Annotated in this window: 23 protein-coding genes; 22 read left to right on the forward strand and 1 reads right to left on the reverse strand. The window is 54.2% G+C overall.

Annotation, left to right across the window (positions count from 1 at the left end; translation table 11 throughout):
* The first annotated feature begins 171 nt into the window (after positions 1-171).
* The gene (rluC, locus tag MT962_RS04280) at positions 172-1,125 is read left to right on the forward strand and encodes a 23S rRNA pseudouridine(955/2504/2580) synthase RluC (protein ID WP_034882058.1); all 954 of its coding nucleotides are present in this window, start codon (positions 172-174) and stop codon (positions 1,123-1,125) included.
* A 25-nt stretch (positions 1,126-1,150) separates the two neighbouring features.
* On the opposite strand, the gene MT962_RS04285 is transcribed toward rluC, so the two are convergent.
* Entirely contained in the window at positions 1,151-1,732 is a 582-nt protein-coding gene (locus tag MT962_RS04285; RefSeq protein ID WP_024561237.1) for a nucleoside triphosphate pyrophosphatase, read from the reverse strand.
* A gap of 140 nt (positions 1,733-1,872) precedes the next feature.
* Here MT962_RS04285 and yceD point away from each other — a divergent pair, with 140 nt between their 5' ends.
* From yceD to MT962_RS04390, 21 genes are all read left to right on the forward strand, one after another.
* The gene (yceD, locus tag MT962_RS04290) at positions 1,873-2,394 is read left to right on the forward strand and encodes a 23S rRNA accumulation protein YceD (protein WP_024556701.1); all 522 of its coding nucleotides are present in this window, start codon (positions 1,873-1,875) and stop codon (positions 2,392-2,394) included.
* Positions 2,395-2,410: 16 nt separating this feature from the next.
* The gene (rpmF, locus tag MT962_RS04295) at positions 2,411-2,584 is read left to right on the forward strand and encodes a 50S ribosomal protein L32 (RefSeq protein ID WP_024551727.1); all 174 of its coding nucleotides are present in this window, start codon (positions 2,411-2,413) and stop codon (positions 2,582-2,584) included.
* Between the two features lie 73 nt (positions 2,585-2,657).
* On the forward strand, positions 2,658-3,737 hold the full coding sequence (plsX, locus tag MT962_RS04300; protein WP_071788455.1) for a phosphate acyltransferase PlsX: 1,080 nt from the start codon (positions 2,658-2,660) through the stop codon (positions 3,735-3,737).
* A gap of 79 nt (positions 3,738-3,816) precedes the next feature.
* Entirely contained in the window at positions 3,817-4,770 is a 954-nt protein-coding gene (locus MT962_RS04305) for a beta-ketoacyl-ACP synthase III (protein ID WP_029592515.1), read from the forward strand.
* Between the two features lie 18 nt (positions 4,771-4,788).
* Positions 4,789-5,718, forward strand: coding sequence for an ACP S-malonyltransferase (fabD, locus tag MT962_RS04310; RefSeq protein ID WP_024561236.1), 930 nt, complete (start codon positions 4,789-4,791; stop codon positions 5,716-5,718).
* Positions 5,719-5,731: 13 nt separating this feature from the next.
* The gene (gene fabG / locus MT962_RS04315; RefSeq protein ID WP_024556705.1) at positions 5,732-6,466 is read left to right on the forward strand and encodes a 3-oxoacyl-ACP reductase FabG; all 735 of its coding nucleotides are present in this window, start codon (positions 5,732-5,734) and stop codon (positions 6,464-6,466) included.
* Positions 6,467-6,620: 154 nt separating this feature from the next.
* Positions 6,621-6,857, forward strand: coding sequence for an acyl carrier protein (gene acpP, locus MT962_RS04320; protein ID WP_000103754.1), 237 nt, complete (start codon positions 6,621-6,623; stop codon positions 6,855-6,857).
* 89 nt (positions 6,858-6,946) lie between these two features.
* A complete protein-coding gene (fabF, locus tag MT962_RS04325) occupies positions 6,947-8,188 on the forward strand; it encodes a beta-ketoacyl-ACP synthase II (protein WP_024556706.1) in 1,242 nt (413 codons plus the stop codon).
* 107 nt (positions 8,189-8,295) lie between these two features.
* Positions 8,296-9,096 (forward strand): aminodeoxychorismate lyase, encoded by an 801-nt coding sequence (pabC, locus tag MT962_RS04330; protein ID WP_247364697.1) that lies wholly within the window; start codon positions 8,296-8,298, stop codon positions 9,094-9,096.
* A gap of 9 nt (positions 9,097-9,105) precedes the next feature.
* On the forward strand, positions 9,106-10,128 hold the full coding sequence (gene yceG, locus MT962_RS04335; protein ID WP_247364699.1) for a cell division protein YceG: 1,023 nt from the start codon (positions 9,106-9,108) through the stop codon (positions 10,126-10,128).
* The gene (gene tmk, locus MT962_RS04340) at positions 10,118-10,756 is read left to right on the forward strand and encodes a dTMP kinase (RefSeq protein ID WP_024561235.1); all 639 of its coding nucleotides are present in this window, start codon (positions 10,118-10,120) and stop codon (positions 10,754-10,756) included. The genes yceG and tmk overlap by 11 nt, the downstream gene beginning before the upstream one ends.
* Positions 10,756-11,763 (forward strand): DNA polymerase III subunit delta', encoded by a 1,008-nt coding sequence (gene holB, locus MT962_RS04345; protein WP_048888312.1) that lies wholly within the window; start codon positions 10,756-10,758, stop codon positions 11,761-11,763. Before tmk ends, holB begins: the two co-directional genes overlap by 1 nt.
* A gap of 8 nt (positions 11,764-11,771) precedes the next feature.
* Positions 11,772-12,566 carry a metal-dependent hydrolase gene (locus tag MT962_RS04350; protein WP_247364702.1) on the forward strand — a complete coding sequence of 265 codons (795 nt, stop codon included), beginning with the start codon at positions 11,772-11,774 and terminating at the stop codon, positions 12,564-12,566.
* Positions 12,567-12,866: 300 nt separating this feature from the next.
* Positions 12,867-14,300: a PTS glucose transporter subunit IIBC gene (ptsG, locus tag MT962_RS04355; protein WP_024556712.1), complete on the forward strand. Its 1,434-nt coding sequence runs from the start codon at positions 12,867-12,869 to the stop codon at positions 14,298-14,300.
* A 146-nt stretch (positions 14,301-14,446) separates the two neighbouring features.
* Entirely contained in the window at positions 14,447-14,806 is a 360-nt protein-coding gene (hinT, locus tag MT962_RS04360; RefSeq protein WP_024556713.1) for a purine nucleoside phosphoramidase, read from the forward strand.
* 1 nt (position 14,807) lies between these two features.
* Positions 14,808-15,185: a YcfL family protein gene (locus MT962_RS04365; protein ID WP_247364704.1), complete on the forward strand. Its 378-nt coding sequence runs from the start codon at positions 14,808-14,810 to the stop codon at positions 15,183-15,185.
* A gap of 52 nt (positions 15,186-15,237) precedes the next feature.
* A complete protein-coding gene (gene lpoB, locus MT962_RS04370; RefSeq protein ID WP_200863341.1) occupies positions 15,238-15,855 on the forward strand; it encodes a penicillin-binding protein activator LpoB in 618 nt (205 codons plus the stop codon).
* Positions 15,833-16,672: a thiamine kinase gene (thiK, locus tag MT962_RS04375; RefSeq protein ID WP_247364706.1), complete on the forward strand. Its 840-nt coding sequence runs from the start codon at positions 15,833-15,835 to the stop codon at positions 16,670-16,672. The genes lpoB and thiK overlap by 23 nt, the downstream gene beginning before the upstream one ends.
* Before the next feature lies 1 nt (position 16,673).
* A complete protein-coding gene (gene nagZ / locus MT962_RS04380) occupies positions 16,674-17,699 on the forward strand; it encodes a beta-N-acetylhexosaminidase (RefSeq protein ID WP_024556717.1) in 1,026 nt (341 codons plus the stop codon).
* Positions 17,700-17,739: 40 nt separating this feature from the next.
* Positions 17,740-18,282 carry an alpha/beta hydrolase YcfP gene (gene ycfP / locus MT962_RS04385; RefSeq protein WP_024556718.1) on the forward strand — a complete coding sequence of 181 codons (543 nt, stop codon included), beginning with the start codon at positions 17,740-17,742 and terminating at the stop codon, positions 18,280-18,282.
* A 222-nt stretch (positions 18,283-18,504) separates the two neighbouring features.
* Positions 18,505-19,809 carry an NAD(P)/FAD-dependent oxidoreductase gene (locus tag MT962_RS04390; RefSeq protein WP_247365100.1) on the forward strand — a complete coding sequence of 435 codons (1,305 nt, stop codon included), beginning with the start codon at positions 18,505-18,507 and terminating at the stop codon, positions 19,807-19,809.
* Positions 19,810-19,989: the final 180 nt, after the last annotated feature.

The raw sequence follows: 19,989 nt of genomic DNA on the forward strand, positions 1-19,989 counted from the left end.
ACTTTTGCCATTTATCACCGGGTTACTCACAGTTTTTTAACTTTCTGATTTCCTGCTGACGTTTTAACCGCCAGTGCGGAAAACATAAGCTGTGAGAATCGGTTTGCCAGTAAGTATAAGCACATAAAAATGTGTGGCGCTATCAGCGTGCTCTATTTAGAATCGCCACCCATGAAAACAGAGACTCCATCCGTAAAAATTGTTGCGGTTTCGGCTGACGAAGCCGGGCAACGTATCGATAACTTTTTGCGCACTCAGCTGAAAGGCGTGCCAAAAAGCATGATTTATCGCATTTTGCGAAAAGGCGAAGTGCGTGTGAATAAAAAGCGCATTAAGCCGGAATATAAGCTGGAAGCGGGCGACGAGGTGCGTATTCCGCCTGTGCGCGTGGCCGAGCGCGAAGAAGAAGCGGTGTCGCCGCATTTGCAAAAAGTGGCGGCGTTAAGCGACGTCATTATTTATGAAGATGATTATATTCTGGTGCTGAATAAGCCTTCCGGCACGGCCGTGCATGGCGGCAGCGGGTTGAGCTTCGGCGTTATCGAAGGGCTGCGCGCGTTGCGCCCGGAAGCCCGTTTTCTTGAACTGGTGCATCGCCTCGATCGTGATACTTCCGGCGTGTTGCTGGTAGCCAAAAAACGTTCTGCGCTGCGCTCATTGCATGAGCAACTGCGTGAAAAAGGGATGCAGAAAGATTATCTCGCGCTGGTGCGTGGGCAATGGCAGTCTCATGTCAAAGTGGTGCAAGCGCCATTGCTGAAAAATATTTTGCAGAGCGGCGAACGTATCGTGCGCGTCAGTCAGGAGGGTAAGCCCTCCGAAACGCGCTTTAAAGTTGAAGAACGCTACGCCAATGCTACGCTTGTGCGCTGCAGTCCGGTGACAGGGCGCACGCATCAAATTCGCGTGCACACACAGCATGCCGGGCATCCTATCGCTTTCGACGATCGGTATGGCGATCGCGAATTTGACCGTCAACTGGCGGGCACCGGACTGAACCGCCTGTTCCTTCATGCGGCGGCGCTGCGCTTTGAACATCCGCATACCGGCGAAACGATGCGGGTCGAGGCGCCGCTGGATGCTCAACTGCGCCACTGCCTGAAGGTGTTACGCGAAGCCATGTAATCCAACTGGGCAACGGCGGAGTTGTTTACAGCAAAGGGTTGCAACCTTCGTGACGCAGCATAGCGCAGAGCGCAATAAGCGGCAGCCCTACCAGCGTATTAGGATCGCGCCCTTCAAGCCGGTCGAACAGCGCAATGCCCAGCCCCTCGCTTTTAAAACTTCCGGCGCACTGGAAAGGGCGCTCAATGCGAACATAACCGGCAATCTCCGCATCGCTGAGATGGCGAAAATGCACATCGAATGGTTCGCACTCGCGCTGCAGATGGCCGTTAGCAGAGTTGTATAAGGCAAGCCCTGTATAGAAAGAAATGATATTGCCGCGCGCTTTGCGAAGCTGGGCAATCGCGTTGTCTTCATTGTGCGGTTTACCCGTTATCTGCCCGTCCAGCACGCAAACTTGATCGGAGCCGATAATCAAATGTGCAGGAAATTGTTTCGCCAAAGCTTGCGCTTTTGCGCTGGCAAGTCTTAATACTAATTGACGGGCATTTTCTCCCGGCAATGGTGTTTCATCCACTTCAGGGGCGGCGGTGACAAACGGCAGGCCCAACTTTTCGAGCAACTGGCGGCGAAAAGGGGAGGTGGATGCAAGTACGACAGGGAGCATAGTTTTACGGCCAAAATAGCGGTTCGTGATTCGCTATTTTAAACTGAGGACCGCCCTGTGTGCGAATAAATGGCAAAAGGATAGTGAAAGCTGCCTTTTTCTTTGACTCTATGACGTTACAAAGTTAATATGCGCGCCCTATGCAAAAGGTAAAATTACCCCTGACTCTTGATCCGGTTCGTACGGCTCAAAAACGCCTTGATTACCAGGGTATCTATACTCCTGAACAGGTTGAGCGTGTCGCCGAATCTGTGGTCAGTGTGGACAGCGATGTGGAATGCGTCATGTCGTTTGCTATCGATAACCAACGTCTCGCTGTTTTAAAAGGCGATGCGAAGGTGACGGTAACGCTCGAATGTCAGCGTTGCGGTAAACCGTTTAGCCACGATGTCCATACAACGTATTGTTTCAGCCCGGTCGCTACAAACGAACAGGCTGAAGCACTCCCGGAAGCGTATGAGCCGATTGAGGTTAACGAATTCGGTGAAATCGACCTGCTGGCAATGGTGGAAGATGAAATCATCCTCGCCCTGCCGGTAGTTCCGGTGCATGATTCTGAACACTGTGAAGTGTCCGAGGCGGACATGGTCTTTGGCGAACTGCCTGAAGAGGCACAAAAACCAAATCCATTTGCCGTATTAGCCAGTTTAAAGCGTAAGTAATTGAGGAGTAAGGTCCATGGCCGTACAACAGAATAAACCAACCCGTTCCAAACGTGGCATGCGTCGTTCCCATGACGCGCTGACCGCTGTTACCAGCCTGTCTGTAGATAAGACTTCTGGTGAAACCCATCTGCGTCACCACGTCACCGCCGATGGTTACTACCGCGGCCGCAAGGTTATCGCTAAGTAATCACGCGCAAGCGTGATTCTGCTTAGTGTCAGTTCCCCGTGCAAACGGGGGATTAACGTCACCAGGCGATACCTTGACACGTCTAACCCTTGCGTTAGATGCCATGGGTGGGGACTTCGGTCCCTCCGTGACAGTGCCTGCAGCATTGCAGGCACTGGACGCGAATTCGCAATTGCACCTCCTTCTTGTCGGTCATCCCGACGCCATCACGCCATTACTCGCCAAAGCTGATTTCGAGCAGCGTTCAAGGTTGCAGATTATCCCTGCGGAATCGGTTATTGCCAGTGATGTCCGTCCTTCGCAAGCCGTGCGCAATAGTCGCGGCACTTCCATGCGCGTTGCGCTGGAACTGGTTAAAGAGGGCCGCGCCCAGGCCTGTATAAGCGCAGGGAATACTGGCGCGTTGATGGGGCTTGCAAAACTGTTGCTCAAACCGCTTGAAGGTATTGAGCGGCCCGCGCTCATGACCGTTCTGCCGCATCAGCAGCAAGGTAAAACGGTGGTGCTGGATCTGGGCGCCAATGTGGATTGTGACAGTACGATGCTGGCGCAATTCGCTATCATGGGGTCGGTAATGGCGGAAGAAGTGCTCGACATTAAACGGCCCCGCGTCGCGCTGCTTAATATCGGCGAAGAAGAGAGCAAAGGGCTCGACAGCATCCGTGATGCGGCAACGTTGCTGAAATCAGTGCCGGAAATTAATTACATAGGCTATCTTGAGGCCAATGAATTACTGACCGGCAAAACCGATGTGCTGGTGTGCGACGGTTTTGTCGGCAACGTCACCCTTAAAACGATGGAAGGGGTGGTAAGAATGTTCCTTTCGCTGCTGAAATCGCAGGGCGAAGGGAAAAAACGGTCGTGGTGGTGGCTTTTATTAAAGCATTGGTTACAAAAAAGCCTTTCCAGGCGATTCAGTCACCTCAACCCCGACCAGTATAATGGCGCCTGTCTGTTAGGATTGCGCGGCACCGTAATTAAGAGCCACGGAGCCGCCAATCAGCGAGCGTTTGCTGTCGCTATTGAACAGGCAGTGCAGGCGGTGCAGCGACAAGTCCCTCAGCGGATTGCCGCTCGCCTGGAATCTTTATACCCTGCCGGTTTTGCGCTGCGGGAAGCCGAGAAGCCTGAAATTACGCCGGAAAAGAAATAATTATCTATACCGGCAGGCGCCGCTTTTTGTAAACGGCCTTAACAAGGCGGGTATATTACCCAAGAGTGACTGAGCGTACATGTATACAAAGATTATTGGTACAGGCAGCTATCTGCCCCAACAAGTGCGGACTAACGCCGATCTGGAAAAAATGGTGGATACCTCTGACGAATGGATCGTCACACGTACGGGTATCCGTGAACGTCGCATTGCGGCGCCAGGCGAAACGGTTGCTACCATGGGTGCCCAGGCGGCACTGAAAGCGCTGGAAATGGCGGAAATCGATAAAGATCAGATCGATCTGATTATTGTCGCCACCACTTCCGCGACTCACGCTTTTCCAAGCGCGGCCTGTCAGGTCCAGGCGCTGCTCGGCATTAAAGGCTGCCCGGCGTTTGACGTCGCTGCGGCCTGTGCAGGTTTTACTTACGGCTTAAGTATTGCCGATCAGTACGTGAAATCAGGCGCTGCGAAAAACGCGCTGGTGATTGGTTCTGACGTGCTGGCGCGTACGCTCGATCCTAACGATCGCGGTACGATTATTCTTTTTGGCGACGGCGCGGGCGCGGTGGTTCTCGGCGCCTCCGAAGAGCCGGGCATTCTGTCCACGCATCTTCATGCAGATGGCAGCTACGGTGAGCTGCTTACGCTGCCAAACCAGGATCGTCTGAACCCGGACAGCGCTACCTATCTGACAATGGCGGGCAACGAGGTGTTTAAAGTTGCGGTGACTGAGCTTGCCCACATTGTGGATGAGACGCTCGAAGCCAACCAACTCGACCGCGCTGCGCTGGACTGGCTGGTGCCGCACCAGGCGAACCTGCGCATTATCAGCGCTACCGCCAGAAAACTTGGCATGTCGATGGATAACGTTGTGGTTACGCTCGACAGACACGGCAACACTTCTGCCGCCTCTGTGCCAAGCGCGCTGGACGAAGCGGTCCGCGACGGGCGCATCAAACCAGGCCACCTGGTGCTGCTTGAGGCCTTCGGCGGCGGCTTTACGTGGGGTTCCGCGCTGGTTCGTTTTTGATTAATAAGGATTAAAAACATGACGCAATTTGCATTTGTGTTTCCAGGCCAGGGGTCGCAGGCCGTTGGCATGCTCTCTGAACTGGCGGCTGAGTTTCCGGTCATAGAAGAGACTTTTCGTGAAGCCTCTGCCGCGCTGGGATACGATTTATGGGCGTTGACCCAAAACGGTCCGGCTGAAGAGTTGAACAAAACCTGGCAGACCCAGCCGGCGTTGCTTACTGCATCCGTAGCGCTCTGGCGCGTATGGCAGCAGCAGGGCGGTAAAACGCCAGCCATGATGGCGGGACACAGCCTTGGCGAATATTCAGCCCTGGTATGCGCTGGCGTGCTGGGTTTTGCCGATGCGGTTCGCCTGGTAGAGCTGCGCGGTAAATTCATGCAGGAAGCGGTGCCGGAAGGCACCGGCGCCATGTCTGCGATTATCGGTCTGGATGACGAATCCATCGCTAAAGCGTGCGAAGAAGCGGCGCAAGGGCAGGTAGTTTCTCCGGTTAACTTCAACTCGCCAGGCCAGGTGGTTATCGCTGGTCAAAAAGAGGCGGTTGAACGTGCAGGCGCCGCCTGCAAAGCCGCAGGCGCCAAGCGCGCGCTGCCGTTGCCGGTAAGCGTGCCTTCCCACTGCGCGCTGATGAAGCCTGCGGCTGAGAAACTTGCCGCTGAACTAGAAAAAATGACGTTTAACGCGCCGCAGATTCCGGTTGTGAATAATGTGGACGTGAAATGTGAAACGGCGCCGGAAGCGATTCGCGATGCGCTGATTCGCCAGCTTTACAGCCCTGTCCAGTGGACAAAGAGCGTTGAATTTATGGCGTCTCAGGGCGTAACGCAGCTTTATGAAGTTGGTCCGGGTAAAGTATTAACCGGTCTGACGAAACGTATTGTTGACACCCTGACGGCGGCGGCGATTAACGAGCCTGCAAGCCTGTCAGCGGCACTTGCGCAATAAAACGAGGAAAACCATGAGTTTTGAAGGAAAAGTCGCGCTGGTCACTGGTGCAAGCCGCGGTATCGGCCGCGCTATTGCTGAAACACTCGTCGCTCGCGGCGCGAAAGTTATCGGCACCGCAACCAGCGAGAGCGGAGCCAAAGCCATTAGCGAATATCTGGGCGCACAGGGTAAAGGTCTGATGTTGAATGTGACCGATCCGGCATCTATTGAATCCGTTCTGGAAAATATTCGCGCAGAATTTGGCGAAGTGGACATCCTGGTTAATAATGCCGGGATCACTCGCGATAACCTGCTGATGCGCATGAAAGATGACGAGTGGAACGATATTCTGGAAACTAACTTGTCATCGGTTTTCCGTCTGTCAAAAGCGGTAATGCGAGCTATGATGAAGAAGCGTCACGGTCGCATTATCACTATCGGTTCTGTGGTCGGTACCATGGGAAATGCCGGTCAGGCCAACTACGCTGCGGCGAAAGCGGGTCTTATCGGTTTCAGTAAATCGCTGGCGCGCGAAGTCGCGTCCCGCGGTATTACTGTAAACGTTGTTGCTCCGGGCTTTATTGAAACGGACATGACGCGTGCGCTGTCTGACGATCAGCGTGCGGGTATTCTGGCGCAGGTTCCTGCGGGTCGTTTAGGCGACGCAAAAGAAATCGCCAGCGCGGTTGCATTTTTAGCCTCTGACGAAGCAGGTTACATCACTGGTGAGACCCTGCACGTCAACGGCGGAATGTACATGGTTTAACCACGATTAAAATTATTTGCGTTATCAGGGCAAAAACCCTCAAAATAGCGTAAAATCGTGGTAAGACCTGCCGGGATTTAGTTGCATCTTTTTCAACATTTTATACACTACGAAAACCATCGCGAAAGCGAGTTTTGATAGGAAATTTAAGAGTATGAGCACTATCGAAGAACGCGTTAAGAAAATTATCGGCGAACAGCTGGGCGTTAAGCAGGAAGAAGTTACCAACAATGCTTCCTTCGTTGAAGACCTGGGCGCTGATTCTCTTGACACCGTTGAGCTGGTAATGGCTCTGGAAGAAGAGTTTGATACTGAGATTCCGGACGAAGAAGCTGAGAAAATCACCACCGTTCAGGCTGCCATTGATTACATCAACGGTCACCAGGCGTAAGTGAACATCTCCAGGCGGTCACTCGACCGCCTGAGTTTTATCTATTTGTCCCACAAGTATCTTATTTTTTCCCTCCCTGGAGGACAAACGTGTCTAAGCGTCGTGTAGTTGTGACCGGACTGGGCATGTTGTCTCCTGTCGGCAATACCGTAGAGTCTACCTGGAAAGCTCTCCTTGCCGGTCAGAGTGGCATCAGCCTGATCGACCATTTCGATACTAGCGCCTATGCAACGAAATTTGCTGGCTTAGTAAAGGATTTTAACTGCGAAGACATTATCTCGCGCAAAGAACAGCGCAAGATGGATGCCTTCATTCAATATGGAATTGTTGCCGGCGTACAGGCCATGCAGGATTCTGGTCTGGTGGTGACGGAAGAAAATGCTACCCGTATGGGTGCAGCGATTGGTTCCGGTATCGGTGGCCTTGGCCTTATCGAAGAGAACCACAGCTCGATGGTGCAAGGCGGTCCGCGCAAAATCAGTCCGTTCTTTGTACCGTCAACCATTGTTAACATGGTGGCCGGACATTTGACCATCATGTATGGCCTGCGCGGCCCGAGCATCTCTATCGCCACGGCCTGTACTTCTGGCGTGCACAACATCGGTCACGCGGCGCGTATCATCGCTTATGGCGATGCGGACGTGATGCTGGCAGGTGGCGCGGAAAAAGCCAGCACTCCGCTTGGCGTGGGTGGTTTTGGCGCGGCGCGCGCGCTGTCTACGCGCAACGACAATCCGCAGGCTGCAAGTCGTCCATGGGATAAAGACCGCGACGGTTTTGTGCTGGGCGACGGCGCTGGCATTATCGTGCTCGAAGAGTACGAACACGCGAAAAAACGCGGCGCGAAAATTTACTGCGAAATCGTCGGCTTTGGTATGAGCAGCGATGCTTACCATATGACCTCACCGCCAGAAAATGGCGCAGGGGCGGCGCTGGCGATGACCAACGCACTGCGCGACGCGGCCATCGAACCAGGCCAGATTGGCTACGTGAATGCTCACGGCACCTCCACTCCGGCAGGCGACGTAGCGGAAGCGCAGGCGGTGAAATCGGTCTTCGGCGATGCGGCGAAAAGCGTTATGGTTAGCTCCACGAAATCGATGACGGGCCACCTGTTAGGTGCGGCAGGGGCGGTAGAATCCATCTACTCCATCCTTGCACTGCGCGACCAGGCTATTCCGCCGACCATCAACCTGGACAATCCTGACGAGGGTTGCGACCTTGACTTCGTTCCTCATGAAGCGCGTCAGGTTTCCGGCATGGAATACACGTTGTGTAACTCCTTCGGCTTCGGCGGTACTAACGGTTCTTTGATCTTCAAAAAGATTTAATCCCGCTTTTAAGGCCCGGTTATCCGGGCCTTTTTCCTGAGAGTTCTCCGCTTGCCCCGCCCTGGTCATCCTGCCACACTACCCGGCGACCCGATAAAGGAGCCGATATGTTCTTAATTAACGGAACCTGGCAGGATTCATTGCCTGCAAACGATCGTGCTATTCAATTTGGTGACGGTTGTTTCACTACCGCTCGCGTTGTTAATGGCCAGGTTCAGATGCTCGACGCGCACCTGCAACGATTGCGTCAGGGCTGTGAAAGGCTGGTGCTCACTCAGCCCGACTGGTCTTGTCTCGCCGGGGAAATGAAGAGGCTGGCTCAGACGAGTCCGCTGGGCGTGCTGAAGGTTATCCTTACCCGTGGCGCTGGCGGGCGCGGCTATAGCGCGGCCGGTTGTCAGCAACCTGCTCGCATACTTTCCCTTTCCGCTTTTCCCGGTTTTTATTCGCAGTGGCGAGAGGAAGGAGTCGACCTTACGCTTAGCCCCGTCAGGCTTGGGCGAAACCCTGCTCTCGCTGGCATTAAACACTTAAATCGTCTGGAGCAGGTACTTATCCGCGCGCATCTTGAACAGACGCCTGCCCATGAGGCGCTGGTGCTTGACAGCGAAGGGTGGCTTACGGAATGCTGTGCGGCTAATTTATTCTGGCGTAAAGGAAATTGGGTATTTACGCCTTATGTCGATCAGGCTGGCGTTAATGGCATTATGCGCCAGCATATCCTGACGCTGTTGCATGCTTCCCGCTGGGAGGTAAAGGAAGCGCGCGAAACACCCGAAGCGCTGAAAGAGGCCGATGAGCTTCTTATCTGCAACGCGTTGTTGCCTGTTGCGCCCGTGCGTCGAGCAGAGGGCGTTGAATATGCTTCACGCGAGTTATATGAATTTTTGGCTCCCCACTGTGAGTAATTTGATCCAATGAAAAAATTGTTGCGCTTAGTGATCCTGCTACTGGTTATTCTGGGGATAGCCGCTGGCGTAGGGTACTGGAAAGTGCGCCAGCTGGCGCGAAGCCCGCTTACTCTCAAAGAAGAAAAAATTTTCACGCTTAAAGCCGGCACCGGCAGGCTGGCGCTGGGGCAGCAGCTTTATAATGAGCGCATTATCAATCGTCCACGTGTCTTTCAGTGGCTTCTGCGCGTAGAGCCCGAGCTTTCCCATTTTAAAGCAGGAACGTACCGCTTTACGCCGGGCATGACCGTGCGGGAGATGCTGGCCTTACTGGCAAGCGGCAAAGAGGCGCAGTTTCCGCTGCGGTTTGTCGAGGGCATGCGTTTAAGCGACTGGCTCAAACAGCTGCGCGACGCGCCTTACGTTAAACACACGCTGAAAGATGATGACTACGCTACGGTTGCTAAGGCTGTCGCGCTTGAAAATCCACAGTGGGTGGAGGGGTGGTTCTGGCCTGATACCTGGCTTTATACGGCTAATACCTCTGACGTGGCGATATTAAAACGCGCCCATCAGAAAATGGTCAAAGCGGTAGACGCCATTTGGCAGGGCAGGGTAGAGAACTTGCCTTATAAAGACCCTAATCAGCTCGTTACGATGGCTTCTATTATTGAAAAAGAGACGGCGGTCGCCAGCGAACGCGACCAGGTGGCCTCGGTTTTCATCAACCGCCTGCGCGTTGGCATGCGTTTGCAAACCGACCCAACGGTTATTTACGGTATGGGCGCGAGCTATAACGGCAAACTGACGCGTAACGACCTGGAAACCCCGACGCCCTATAACACGTATGTCATCAGTGGATTACCGCCAGGGCCTATCGCTATTCCTGGCGAGGCTTCCCTGAAAGCGGCGGCTCATCCAGCTAAAACGCCTTACCTTTACTTTGTCGCTGACGGGAAAGGCGGCCACACCTTCACGACTAATCTCGCGAGCCACAACAAGGCCGTGCAGGATTACCTGAAAGTACTTAAGGATAAAAATGCGCAGTAAATATATCGTCATCGAAGGGCTGGAAGGGGCCGGCAAAACCACGGCCCGCAATACCGTTGTGGAGGCCCTTGGCGAATCAGGCGTAACAGATATTGTCTTTACACGCGAGCCCGGCGGCACCCTGCTTGCTGAAAAACTGCGCAGCCTGATTCTGGATATTAAATCGGTCGGCGATGAAGTGATTACAGATAAAGCAGAACTGCTGATGTTTTATGCCGCGCGCGTACAGCTGGTGGAGACGGTTATCAAACCCGCGCTTGCTCGTGGCGCATGGGTGATTGGCGACCGCCACGATCTCTCCACCCAGGCCTACCAGGGAGGCGGGCGCGGCATCGATCGCCACCTGCTGACAACCTTGCGTGATGCGGTTTTGGGTGATTTTGCCCCCGATTTAACGCTTTATCTGGATGTTGATCCGCGAATCGGGCTTGAGCGAGCCAGAGCGCGTGGCGAACTGGATCGCATCGAACAGGAATCTGTCGATTTCTTTAACCGCACGCGCGCCCGTTATCTTGAACTGGCGGCGGCGGACAGCCGTATTAAAACCATCAACGCCAGCCAGCCGCTGGAACAGGTGACGGCCGCCGTACGTGAAACCGTAACCCGGTGGGTGAAGGGGCAGGCGTAATGAAATGGTATCCCTGGTTACGTCCCTCTTTTGAGCAATTAATTTCCGCTTATCAGGCCGGACGGGGACACCATGCGCTGCTGATTCATGCGCTTCCCGGTATGGGCGAAGATGCGCTGATCTATGCGCTTAACCGCTGGCTGCTGTGCCAGCAACCGCAGGGACAAAAAAGCTGCGGACACTGCCGCGGTTGCCAACTGATGCAGGCGGGTACCCATCCCGATTATTACGTGGCTGAGCCGGAAAAGGGCAAAACCACGCTCGGTATTGACGCCGTGCGCGCCATCACCGAAAAGCTTTATGAGCGGGCGCGGCAGGGCGGGGCAAAAGTGGTCTGGCTGAAAGACGCGGCGCAACTTACCGAGGCGGCGGCTAACGCGCTGCTCAAGACGCTGGAAGAGCCGCCAGAAAATACCTGGTTCTTTCTCGGTTGCCGTGAGCCTGAACGGCTTCTCGCCACGCTGCGAAGCCGCTGCTTCTACTATTATCTCGCACCGCCTGAAACGCGTTATGCCCTTGCCTGGCTTGCGCGTGAAATTCCGGCCGCGGTTGAAGAGCAAAATGCCGCGCTGCGCTTAAGCAGCGGCGCGCCCGCCGCCGCGCTGGCATTGTTACAGCCTGAACAGTGGCAACAGCGCCATGCGTTGATTGAGAAACTGGCTCAGACGCTGAACAGTCGCGACTGGCTCGCCTTGCTGACGGTGCTGAACCATGAGCAAGCAAACCAGCGTTTGTTCTGGCTGGCGGCGCTCCTGTTGGATGCGCGCAAAATTCAGCAGGGAGCAGGTCAATGGTTAACGAATACCGACTGTCAGCCGCTCATTTCCCAACTTTCCAGCCAACTTTCTGCCGCCGTGCTACAGGCGATGCTGAGCGATATATTCCACTGTCGGGAGCAACTGACAACCGTAGCGGGGCTTAACCGCGAACTGGTGCTGAGTGAAATGTTATTAACCTGGGAGCGGTACTTGCGCCCCGGCGCGCTTCTCCCTTCATCTGCTATCTGAGAGACGTTATGTTTTTAGTCGACTCCCATTGCCATCTTGATGGCCTGAATTATGAAAGCCTGCATAAAGACGTTGATGATGTTCTGGCGAAAGCCGCAGCGCGGGACGTAAAGTTTTTCCTTGCGGTCGCCACTACGCTGCCGGGCTACCAGTCAATGCGGGAATTAGTGGGAGAGCGTGACAACGTCGTGTTCTCCTGCGGCGTTCACCCTTTAAATCAGGATGAAGAGTACGATGTAGAAACGCTGCGGACGCTGGCCGCTGAGCCGGGTGTCGTGGCGATGGGGGAAACTGGTCTCGATTACTACTACACCCCGGAAACTAAAGCACGCCAGCAGGAATCATTTCGCAACCATATCCGCATTGGTCGCGAGCTCAACAAGCCGGTCATCGTGCACACTCGCGATGCGCGCGAAGATACATTAGCTATCTTGCGTGAAGAAACAGCGATGGACTGCGCAGGCGTACTACACTGTTTTACAGAGGATCGTGAAACGGCGGGTAAGCTACTCGATCTTGGCTTCTATATTTCGTTTTCCGGCATTGTGACTTTCCGTAATGCGGAGCAGTTGCGCGAAGCCGCACGTTACGTACCGTTGGATCGCTTATTGATTGAAACGGATTCGCCTTATCTTGCGCCTGTACCGCATCGTGGTAAGGAGAATCAACCCGCACTCGTCAGGGACGTCGCTGAATATATGGCTGTTTTGAAAGGCGTTTCCGTCGATGAGTTGGCGAAAGCCACCACGCAGAATTTTTCTCAACTGTTCCATATCGACGCTGCCCGCCTGCAATCTGCCTGAAAATTAGCAGTTATTTTAAAGCTCGTAATTAATAAGCAAAACGAGTAAAGTTCACCGCCTCGAAAAAGGCGGTGAGCGCTCGTCTGGAAACATTCAGATACCCTTATTGTAAAGATATGCAAGTTTTCGCTTCGTCATTTTCTGAAACGTGATAACCGTCAAACAACCACAGAGGGATTTATTTTACTCTGTGTAATAAATAAAAGGGCACTCAGATGCCCTGTTTATGGCCTGTTTCTCCCCACAGGCTGATGCGTGAATCGCGTATAAAAGCACAAATACTCAGGAGCACTCTCAATTATGTTTAAGAATGCATTTGCTAACCTGCAAAAGGTAGGTAAATCGCTGATGCTGCCGGTATCCGTACTGCCTATCGCAGGTATCCTGCTGGGCGTCGGTTCCGCAAACTTCAGCTGGCTGCCGGCAGTGGTTTCTCATGTGATGGCTGAAGCGGGCGGTTCCGTTTTCGCTAACATGCCGCTTATTTTTGCTATCGGTGTGGCGCTGGGCTTCACTAATAATGATGGCGTATCGGGTCTGGCTGCGGTGGTCGCGTATGGCATCATGGTTAAAACCATGGCTGTGGTCGCGCCGCTGGTGCTGCACTTGCCTGCTGAACAAATTGCGGCGCAACACCTCGCGGATACCGGCGTTCTTGGCGGTATCATCGCAGGTGCGATTGCAGCTTATATGTTCAACCGCTTCTATCGTATCAAGCTTCCTGAGTATCTGGGCTTCTTCGCCGGCAAGCGTTTTGTTCCGATTATCTCCGGTCTGACCGCGATTATCTTCGGCGTGATCCTTTCCTTTATTTGGCCGCCGATTGGCTCTGCTATTCAGACCTTCTCTCAATGGGCTGCTTACCAGAACCCGGTTGTCGCATTCGGCATCTACGGTTTCGTTGAACGCTGCCTGGTGCCGTTTGGTCTGCATCACATCTGGAACGTTCCTTTCCAGATGCAGATTGGCGAATTCACCAACGCTGCTGGTCAGGTATTCCACGGCGATATTCCGCGTTATATGGCGGGCGACCCGACGGCGGGCAAACTCTCCGGTGGCTTCCTGTTCAAGATGTATGGTCTGCCGGCTGCTGCTATCGCTATCTGGCATTCCGCTAAGCCGGAAAACCGCGCGAAAGTGGGCGGCATCATGATCTCCGCTGCGCTGACCTCGTTCCTGACGGGCATTACCGAGCCGATCGAGTTCTCCTTCATGTTCGTTGCGCCGATTCTGTACGCTATTCACGCGGTGCTGGCGGGTCTGGCATTCCCGATCTGTATCCTTCTGGGTATGCGTGACGGCACCAGCTTCTCGCACGGTCTGATCGACTTTATCGTACTGAGCGGCAACGGTAGTAAGCTGTGGCTGTTCCCGATTGTTGGCCTGTGTTATGCCGCGGTTTACTACACCGTGTTCCGCGTGTTGATCAAAGCACTTGACCTGAAAACCCCGGGTCGTGAAGACGCAACTGAAGAAACTAAAGCTGGCGCATCCAGCGAAATGGCGCCAGCGCTGGTGGCGGCTTTCGGTGGTAAAGAGAACATCACTAACCTGGACGCTTGTATTACCCGTCTGCGTGTTAGCGTGGCCGACGTAGCGAAAGTCGACCAGGCTGGCCTGAAGAAATTGGGCGCGGCAGGCGTAGTTGTTGCAGGTTCCGGCGTTCAGGCTATTTTCGGCACCAAGTCCGATAACCTGAAAACCGAAATGGATGATTACATCCGCAACAGCTAACAAAATCCGGGGAGACAAAAGGAGGCGAAAGCCTCCTTTTTTGTTTTAAAGGGCAGCAGTTAAAAAAGAAAACGTCCGTTGAGGTTGAAAGATAAGGAATATCTCGCTCATACTCCCTTCACAGGTTAATGTAGAAGGATAGTGTCATGGCCGAAGAAACCATTTTCAGCAAAATTATTCGCCGGGAAATTCCCTCCGATATCGTCTGGCAGGATGAGCTGGTTACCGCTTTCAGGGATATTTCACCGCAAGCTCCTACCCACATTCTTATTATCCCTAATATCCTGATTCCTACTGTAAATGATGTAACGGAAGCGCACGAGCAGGCGCTCGGACGCATGGTAACCGTAGCGGCGAAAATCGCCCGTCAGGAAGGCATTGCCGAGGATGGCTATCGCCTGATCATGAATTGTAATCGTCATGGCGGGCAAGAGGTATACCACATTCATATGCACCTGCTCGGGGGCCGTCCGCTGGGGCCGATGCTTACGCGCCGGGATGCATAAAATGCGGTTTTCTCGCCTTGCCTGGATGCTTGCAGCAACCTTAGTGGTGACGGGGTGCAACTCGCGTCCTGCCATTCCGGTCAATGAAAAACAGGCGCTGGTAATGGAATCCAGCATGTTGGCTGCCGGTATAACCGCCGAAAAACCAGACTTTTCTTTGCCAGAAGGGCGGCCCACGGCTTCGTCAACGATTTACAATGAAAGAGACAGCGCTGTCGCCGTTCATTATCGTTATTACTGGTATGACGAAAAGGGGCTGGAAGTGCAGCCGCTGGAAGTACCTAAAACCATTATTGTGCCTGCGAAAGGGCAAGTGACCGTCACTGCCATTTCGTCGTTCTACGGCGCGCGTAAGGTGCGTCTGTATCTTTATTTGTAAGGGGTGAACCTTGATCAGATTTTATCGCTATGTGCTGCCTGGCATCATAGCCATGCTGCTTTCTGGATGTATTATGCGCGGCGAGCAGCAGCCCGCGCCGGTGGAAGAGGCTCAGCCGACGCCCCAGCAGCCGACTCAACCGCTGCCGCCAACGCAGCCGGTACCGACGGTGCCTTCCGTCCCGAGCGTTCCCACGCAGCCGGGCCCGATTGAACATCCGGCGGAAACTGCACCGGCAGAGCCGAAAGTGCGCACTTACGACTGGAGCGGTGCGATGCAGCCGATGGTCGGCAAAATGCTGCAGGCCCAGGGCGTGAATGCCGGTAGCGTGCTGCTGGTGGACAGCGTTAACAACCGCACCAACGGTTCGCTGCAGACTTCAGCGGCAACCGAAGCGCTGCGCGGGGCGCTGGCCAACAACAATAAATTTACTCTCGTTTCCGCCCAACAACTGGCGATGGCGAAGCAGCAACTGGGGCTTTCCCCGCAGGACAGCCTTGGCTCGCGCAGCAAAGCGATTGGCATCGCCCGTAACGTCGGCGCACAGTATGTGCTTTACAGCAATGCCAGCGGCAGCGTCGGCGCGCCGACATTGCAAATGCAGTTGATGCTGGTGCAAACCGGCGAAATTATCTGGTCAGGCAAAGGTGCGGTACAGCAAACCCAGTAAAGCGACGCTGCAGTCGCTTCTTTCCCGACATTTCCCGGCGGCTTCGGCCGCCGGTGTTTTATCTGAGCTTGACGGACTGAGCGGCGGCGCCTGGCGCGTTACGCTTGGCGAACGCGAGTTCATTGCGCGTGCGCGACCCGACGCTCAGCAAAACGGCGTAACGTTTTCCCGCCTGTACAGAGTGCTGCGCCAGATGCCGGCAAGCCTTGCGCCGCAACCCCATTTTTTAGCCGAAGGATGGCTGGTCGCCGATTATCTGCCTGGCGCGATAAACCCTGTTATGCCGCCAGTCCCACAACTGGCTTCTCTGCTGTATCATTTGCATCAACAGCCTCGTTTCGGCTGGCGCGTCCAACTCCTTCCCTTGCTGGAACATGACTGGCAGGCGTGCGATCCCGCGAGGAGAACCGCAGGCTGGCTGCGCTTGCTAAAAAGGTTGCGTCGCCAGGGGGAGCCACGGCCGCTGCGGCTTGCGCCGTTGCATATGGATGTTCACCCGGGCAACCTGGTGCATCAGGCCGGGGGAATAAAACTGATCGACTGGGAATATGCAGGCGACGGCGATATTGCCCTTGAGCTGGCTTCGGTCTGGCTTGAGGTGCGAGAACGAGAGGCGCTGGTTGCCAGCTATGCACAACTGGCTGCCCTCAGCGTGACAGCCCTGCAACGTCAGGTAAAGCGCTGGCGGCCCTGGGTCTCTCTGCTGATGGCGGGTTGGTATGAACGGCGCTGGCGGGAAACGAACAATCGACAATTTATCGCACTGGCGGACGACACATGGCGTCAGTGCGGTGTATCAGGAAGAAAGAGAGGTTAATGTGGGTCCGGTAATGTTGGATGTGGCAGGTTTTGAGCTGGATGGCGAGGAGCGTGAGATTCTTCAGCATCCGCTGGTAGGAGGGCTCATTCTCTTTACGCGCAACTACCACGATCCGGAGCAATTGCGCGAGCTGGTCAGGCAAATTCGCGCCGCTTCGCGCAATCATCTGGTTGTGGCGGTCGATCAGGAAGGCGGCCGCGTGCAGCGTTTTCGCGAAGGGTTTACCGCGCTTCCTGCTGCGCAAGCTTACGGCGCGCTGCTTGGGCAGGAAGAGGGCGGCGCTCTGGCGCGTGAGGCTGGATGGCTGATGGCGTGCGAAATGATAGCAATGGATATTGATATCAGCTTCGCTCCGGTGCTGGATATCGGCCATATCAGCGCGGCTATCGGCGAGCGCTCGTTTCATGCCGAGCCGCAAAAAGCGCGTGCGCTTGCCGCCCGCTTTATTGAAGGGATGCGGGAAGCGGGAATGAAGAGCACAGGCAAGCATTTCCCGGGGCATGGCGCGGTGACGGCGGATTCACACAAAGAGACGCCGCGCGACACGCGTCCGGCGGAAGTCATCCGCCAGCATGACATGACTATCTTCCGTGAACTAATTAGTTACAACATGCTTGACGCAATTATGCCGGCTCACGTTATCTACAGCGAAATCGACCCAAGGCCTGCCAGCGGTTCGCCTTACTGGCTGAAAAAGATTTTGCGGCAGGAACTGGGCTTTGACGGCGTGATTTTCTCTGACGATTTGTCAATGGAAGGCGCAGCGATTATGGGCAGCTATGCCGAACGTGGGCAAGCCTCGCTGGATGCGGGTTGCGATATGATCCTCGTCTGTAATAATCGTAAAGGCGCAGTGAGCGTGCTGGAGAACCTGTCGCCGATCAAAGCAGAGCGTGTTACGAATTTGTATCATAAAGGTTCATTTACGCGTCAGGAATTGACGTCGTCAACGCGCTGGAAAACGGTACACAATCAGCTTGAAGCGCTGAACGCACGCTGGCAGGCGCATAAAGCGGGGCAATAACGCGCCGCTGGCCGCTTACGCTTACTGTGGTGAGGATGCGATGATTATCTACTTACACGGTTTTGATTCGAATAGCCCGGGCAATCATGAAAAAGTGCTGCAACTGCAGTTTATCGATTCGGACGTACGCTTGATTAGCTACAGCACGCGTCATCCGAAACACGATATGCAGCATCTACTCAAAGAAGTCGATAAAATGCTGCAGCTGAACGTCGACGACCGCCCGCTCATTTGTGGCGTAGGGCTTGGTGGCTACTGGGCCGAGCGGATTGGTTTTCTGTGCGACATGCGGCAGGTTATTTTCAACCCGAACCTGTTTCCTTATGAAAATATGGAAGGCAAGATAGATCGTCCGGAAGAGTATGTGGATATCGCCACCAAATGCGTAGAGAACTTCCGGGAGAAAAACCGCGACCGCTGCCTGGTTATCCTCTCACGTCAGGATGAGGCGCTGGACAGTCAGCGCTCGGCGGATTTGCTGCACCACTATTACGAAATCGTCTGGGACGAAGAGCAAACCCACAAGTTTAAAAACATTTCTCCGCACTTACAGCGCATCAAGGCGTTTAAAACCTTAGGCTAAGGCGTCATTATCATCCCATACTGAAAGGGTCAGCTTCGGCTGACCCTTTTGTTTATCATTTCGGCAGAAAAAATTGATGCATATCAATTTTGGTATGACCAATGCACCGTTCATGATATTCTCAGACGTGTTGTAACGTTTCAGTCGGCTAACCTGTTGTTAATTAAAAGTTATTTTCATAACTTTAACTTAACAATTGGTTAATGTTTTAAGGGGGTCATGTTGACTACGCCATTAAGAAAGATTGTGATTGTAGGCGGGGGTGCTGGTGGGCTTGAGCTGGCGACGCAGCTCGGTCACAAACTGGGCCGCAGTAAAAAAGCCAAAATCACCCTGGTCGATCGCAACCACAGCCACCTGTGGAAACCGCTGCTGCACGAAGTGGCTACCGGTTCACTGGATGAAGGCGTCGATGCGTTGAGCTATCTGGCGCACGCGCGCAATCACCATTTCCAGTTCCAGCTGGGCTCGGTTATGGATATCAACCGCGAGCAGAAAACCATTACGCTTGCTGAAGTTCGCGATGAGAAGGGCGAACTTCTGGTACCAGAGCGCAAGCTGGCTTATGACACGCTGGTGATGGCGCTGGGCAGTACTTCAAACGACTTCAACACGCCGGGCGTAAAAGAGAACTGCATATTCCTTGATAATCCGCATCAGGCGCGCCGTTTCCATCAGGAAATGCTCAACCTGTTCCTGAAGCACTCTGCCAATCTGGGCGTCAGCGGCAAAGTTAACATCGCTATCGTGGGCGGCGGCGCGACGGGCGTAGAACTTTCCGCAGAACTGCATAATGCAGTAAAACAGCTGCACAGCTACGGCTATAAGGGTCTGACCAACGAAGCACTGAACGTGACGCTGGTGGAAGCGGGCGAACGCATCCTGCCTGCGCTGCCGCCGCGTATTTCTGGTGCGGCGCATAACGAACTGACGAAAATGGGCGTACGCGTGCTGACCAATACCATGGTGACCAGCGCGCAAGCGAATGGTCTTCATACCAAAAGCGGCGAGTTCATTGAGGCGGATCTGATGGTCTGGGCGGCAGGTATTAAAGCCCCTGACTTCATGAAAGAGATTGGCGGCCTGGAAACAAACCGTATCAATCAGCTGGTGGTGGAGCCTACCCTGCAGACTACGCGCGATGCGGATATTTTCGCTATTGGCGACTGCGCTTCTTGCCCGCGTCCGGAAGGCGGGTTTGTACCGCCGCGCGCTCAGGCTGCCCACCAGATGGCTGACTGCGCGCTGGATAACATTCTGGCGCAGATCAAAGGCAAACCGCTCAAGGCCTACGTTTATAAAGATCACGGCTCGCTGGTTTCGCTTTCCAACTACTCGACCGTAGGCAGCCTGATGGGCAACCTGATGCGCGGTTCAATGATGGTGGAAGGACGTATTGCGCGCTTTGTTTATATTTCGCTTTATCGTATGCATCAGATAGCGCTGCACGGCTACTTTAGAACAGGGCTCATGATGCTGGTAGGCAGTATTAACCGCGTGATTCGACCTCGCCTCAAGCTGCATTAATAACCGAAAGCTCCCCCTTCGCTCAGGTGAAGGGGGACGTGTCAAAAATTTTACCTTAATCACAATTTTCCCTTCAGACTTCTCTCAATCCCTTGAAAGTACCCAATAAACTGGCGGTTTTTAGCCTTTTTCCTGGTGGCTTTCGTCACATCCGGTTGCAAAATAGATAGCAGTAACAAA

The organism is Franconibacter sp. IITDAS19 (assembly GCF_023079515.1).
Lineage (GTDB): Bacteria > Pseudomonadota > Gammaproteobacteria > Enterobacterales > Enterobacteriaceae > Franconibacter > Franconibacter pulveris.

Excerpts from the sequence above, each read along its gene's own strand:
- pabC (WP_247364697.1), top strand. The coding sequence starts at position 8,296 with ATGTTCTTAATTAACGGAACCTGGCAGGATTCATTGCCTGCAAACGAT.
- rpmF (WP_024551727.1), top strand. The coding sequence starts at position 2,411 with ATGGCCGTACAACAGAATAAACCAACCCGTTCCAAACGTGGCATGCGT.
- MT962_RS04365 (WP_247364704.1), top strand. The coding sequence starts at position 14,808 with ATGCGGTTTTCTCGCCTTGCCTGGATGCTTGCAGCAACCTTAGTGGTG.
- ycfP (WP_024556718.1), top strand. The coding sequence starts at position 17,740 with ATGATTATCTACTTACACGGTTTTGATTCGAATAGCCCGGGCAATCAT.
- tmk (WP_024561235.1), top strand. The coding sequence starts at position 10,118 with ATGCGCAGTAAATATATCGTCATCGAAGGGCTGGAAGGGGCCGGCAAA.
- holB (WP_048888312.1), top strand. The coding sequence starts at position 10,756 with ATGAAATGGTATCCCTGGTTACGTCCCTCTTTTGAGCAATTAATTTCC.
- hinT (WP_024556713.1), top strand. The coding sequence starts at position 14,447 with ATGGCCGAAGAAACCATTTTCAGCAAAATTATTCGCCGGGAAATTCCC.
- MT962_RS04285 (WP_024561237.1), bottom strand. The coding sequence starts at position 1,732 with ATGCTCCCTGTCGTACTTGCATCCACCTCCCCTTTTCGCCGCCAGTTG.
- rluC (WP_034882058.1), top strand. The coding sequence starts at position 172 with ATGAAAACAGAGACTCCATCCGTAAAAATTGTTGCGGTTTCGGCTGAC.
- fabG (WP_024556705.1), top strand. The coding sequence starts at position 5,732 with ATGAGTTTTGAAGGAAAAGTCGCGCTGGTCACTGGTGCAAGCCGCGGT.
- yceD (WP_024556701.1), top strand. The coding sequence starts at position 1,873 with ATGCAAAAGGTAAAATTACCCCTGACTCTTGATCCGGTTCGTACGGCT.
- ptsG (WP_024556712.1), top strand. The coding sequence starts at position 12,867 with ATGTTTAAGAATGCATTTGCTAACCTGCAAAAGGTAGGTAAATCGCTG.
- MT962_RS04350 (WP_247364702.1), top strand. The coding sequence starts at position 11,772 with ATGTTTTTAGTCGACTCCCATTGCCATCTTGATGGCCTGAATTATGAA.
- fabD (WP_024561236.1), top strand. The coding sequence starts at position 4,789 with ATGACGCAATTTGCATTTGTGTTTCCAGGCCAGGGGTCGCAGGCCGTT.
- MT962_RS04305 (WP_029592515.1), top strand. The coding sequence starts at position 3,817 with ATGTATACAAAGATTATTGGTACAGGCAGCTATCTGCCCCAACAAGTG.
- lpoB (WP_200863341.1), top strand. The coding sequence starts at position 15,238 with ATGCTGCTTTCTGGATGTATTATGCGCGGCGAGCAGCAGCCCGCGCCG.
- acpP (WP_000103754.1), top strand. The coding sequence starts at position 6,621 with ATGAGCACTATCGAAGAACGCGTTAAGAAAATTATCGGCGAACAGCTG.
- yceG (WP_247364699.1), top strand. The coding sequence starts at position 9,106 with ATGAAAAAATTGTTGCGCTTAGTGATCCTGCTACTGGTTATTCTGGGG.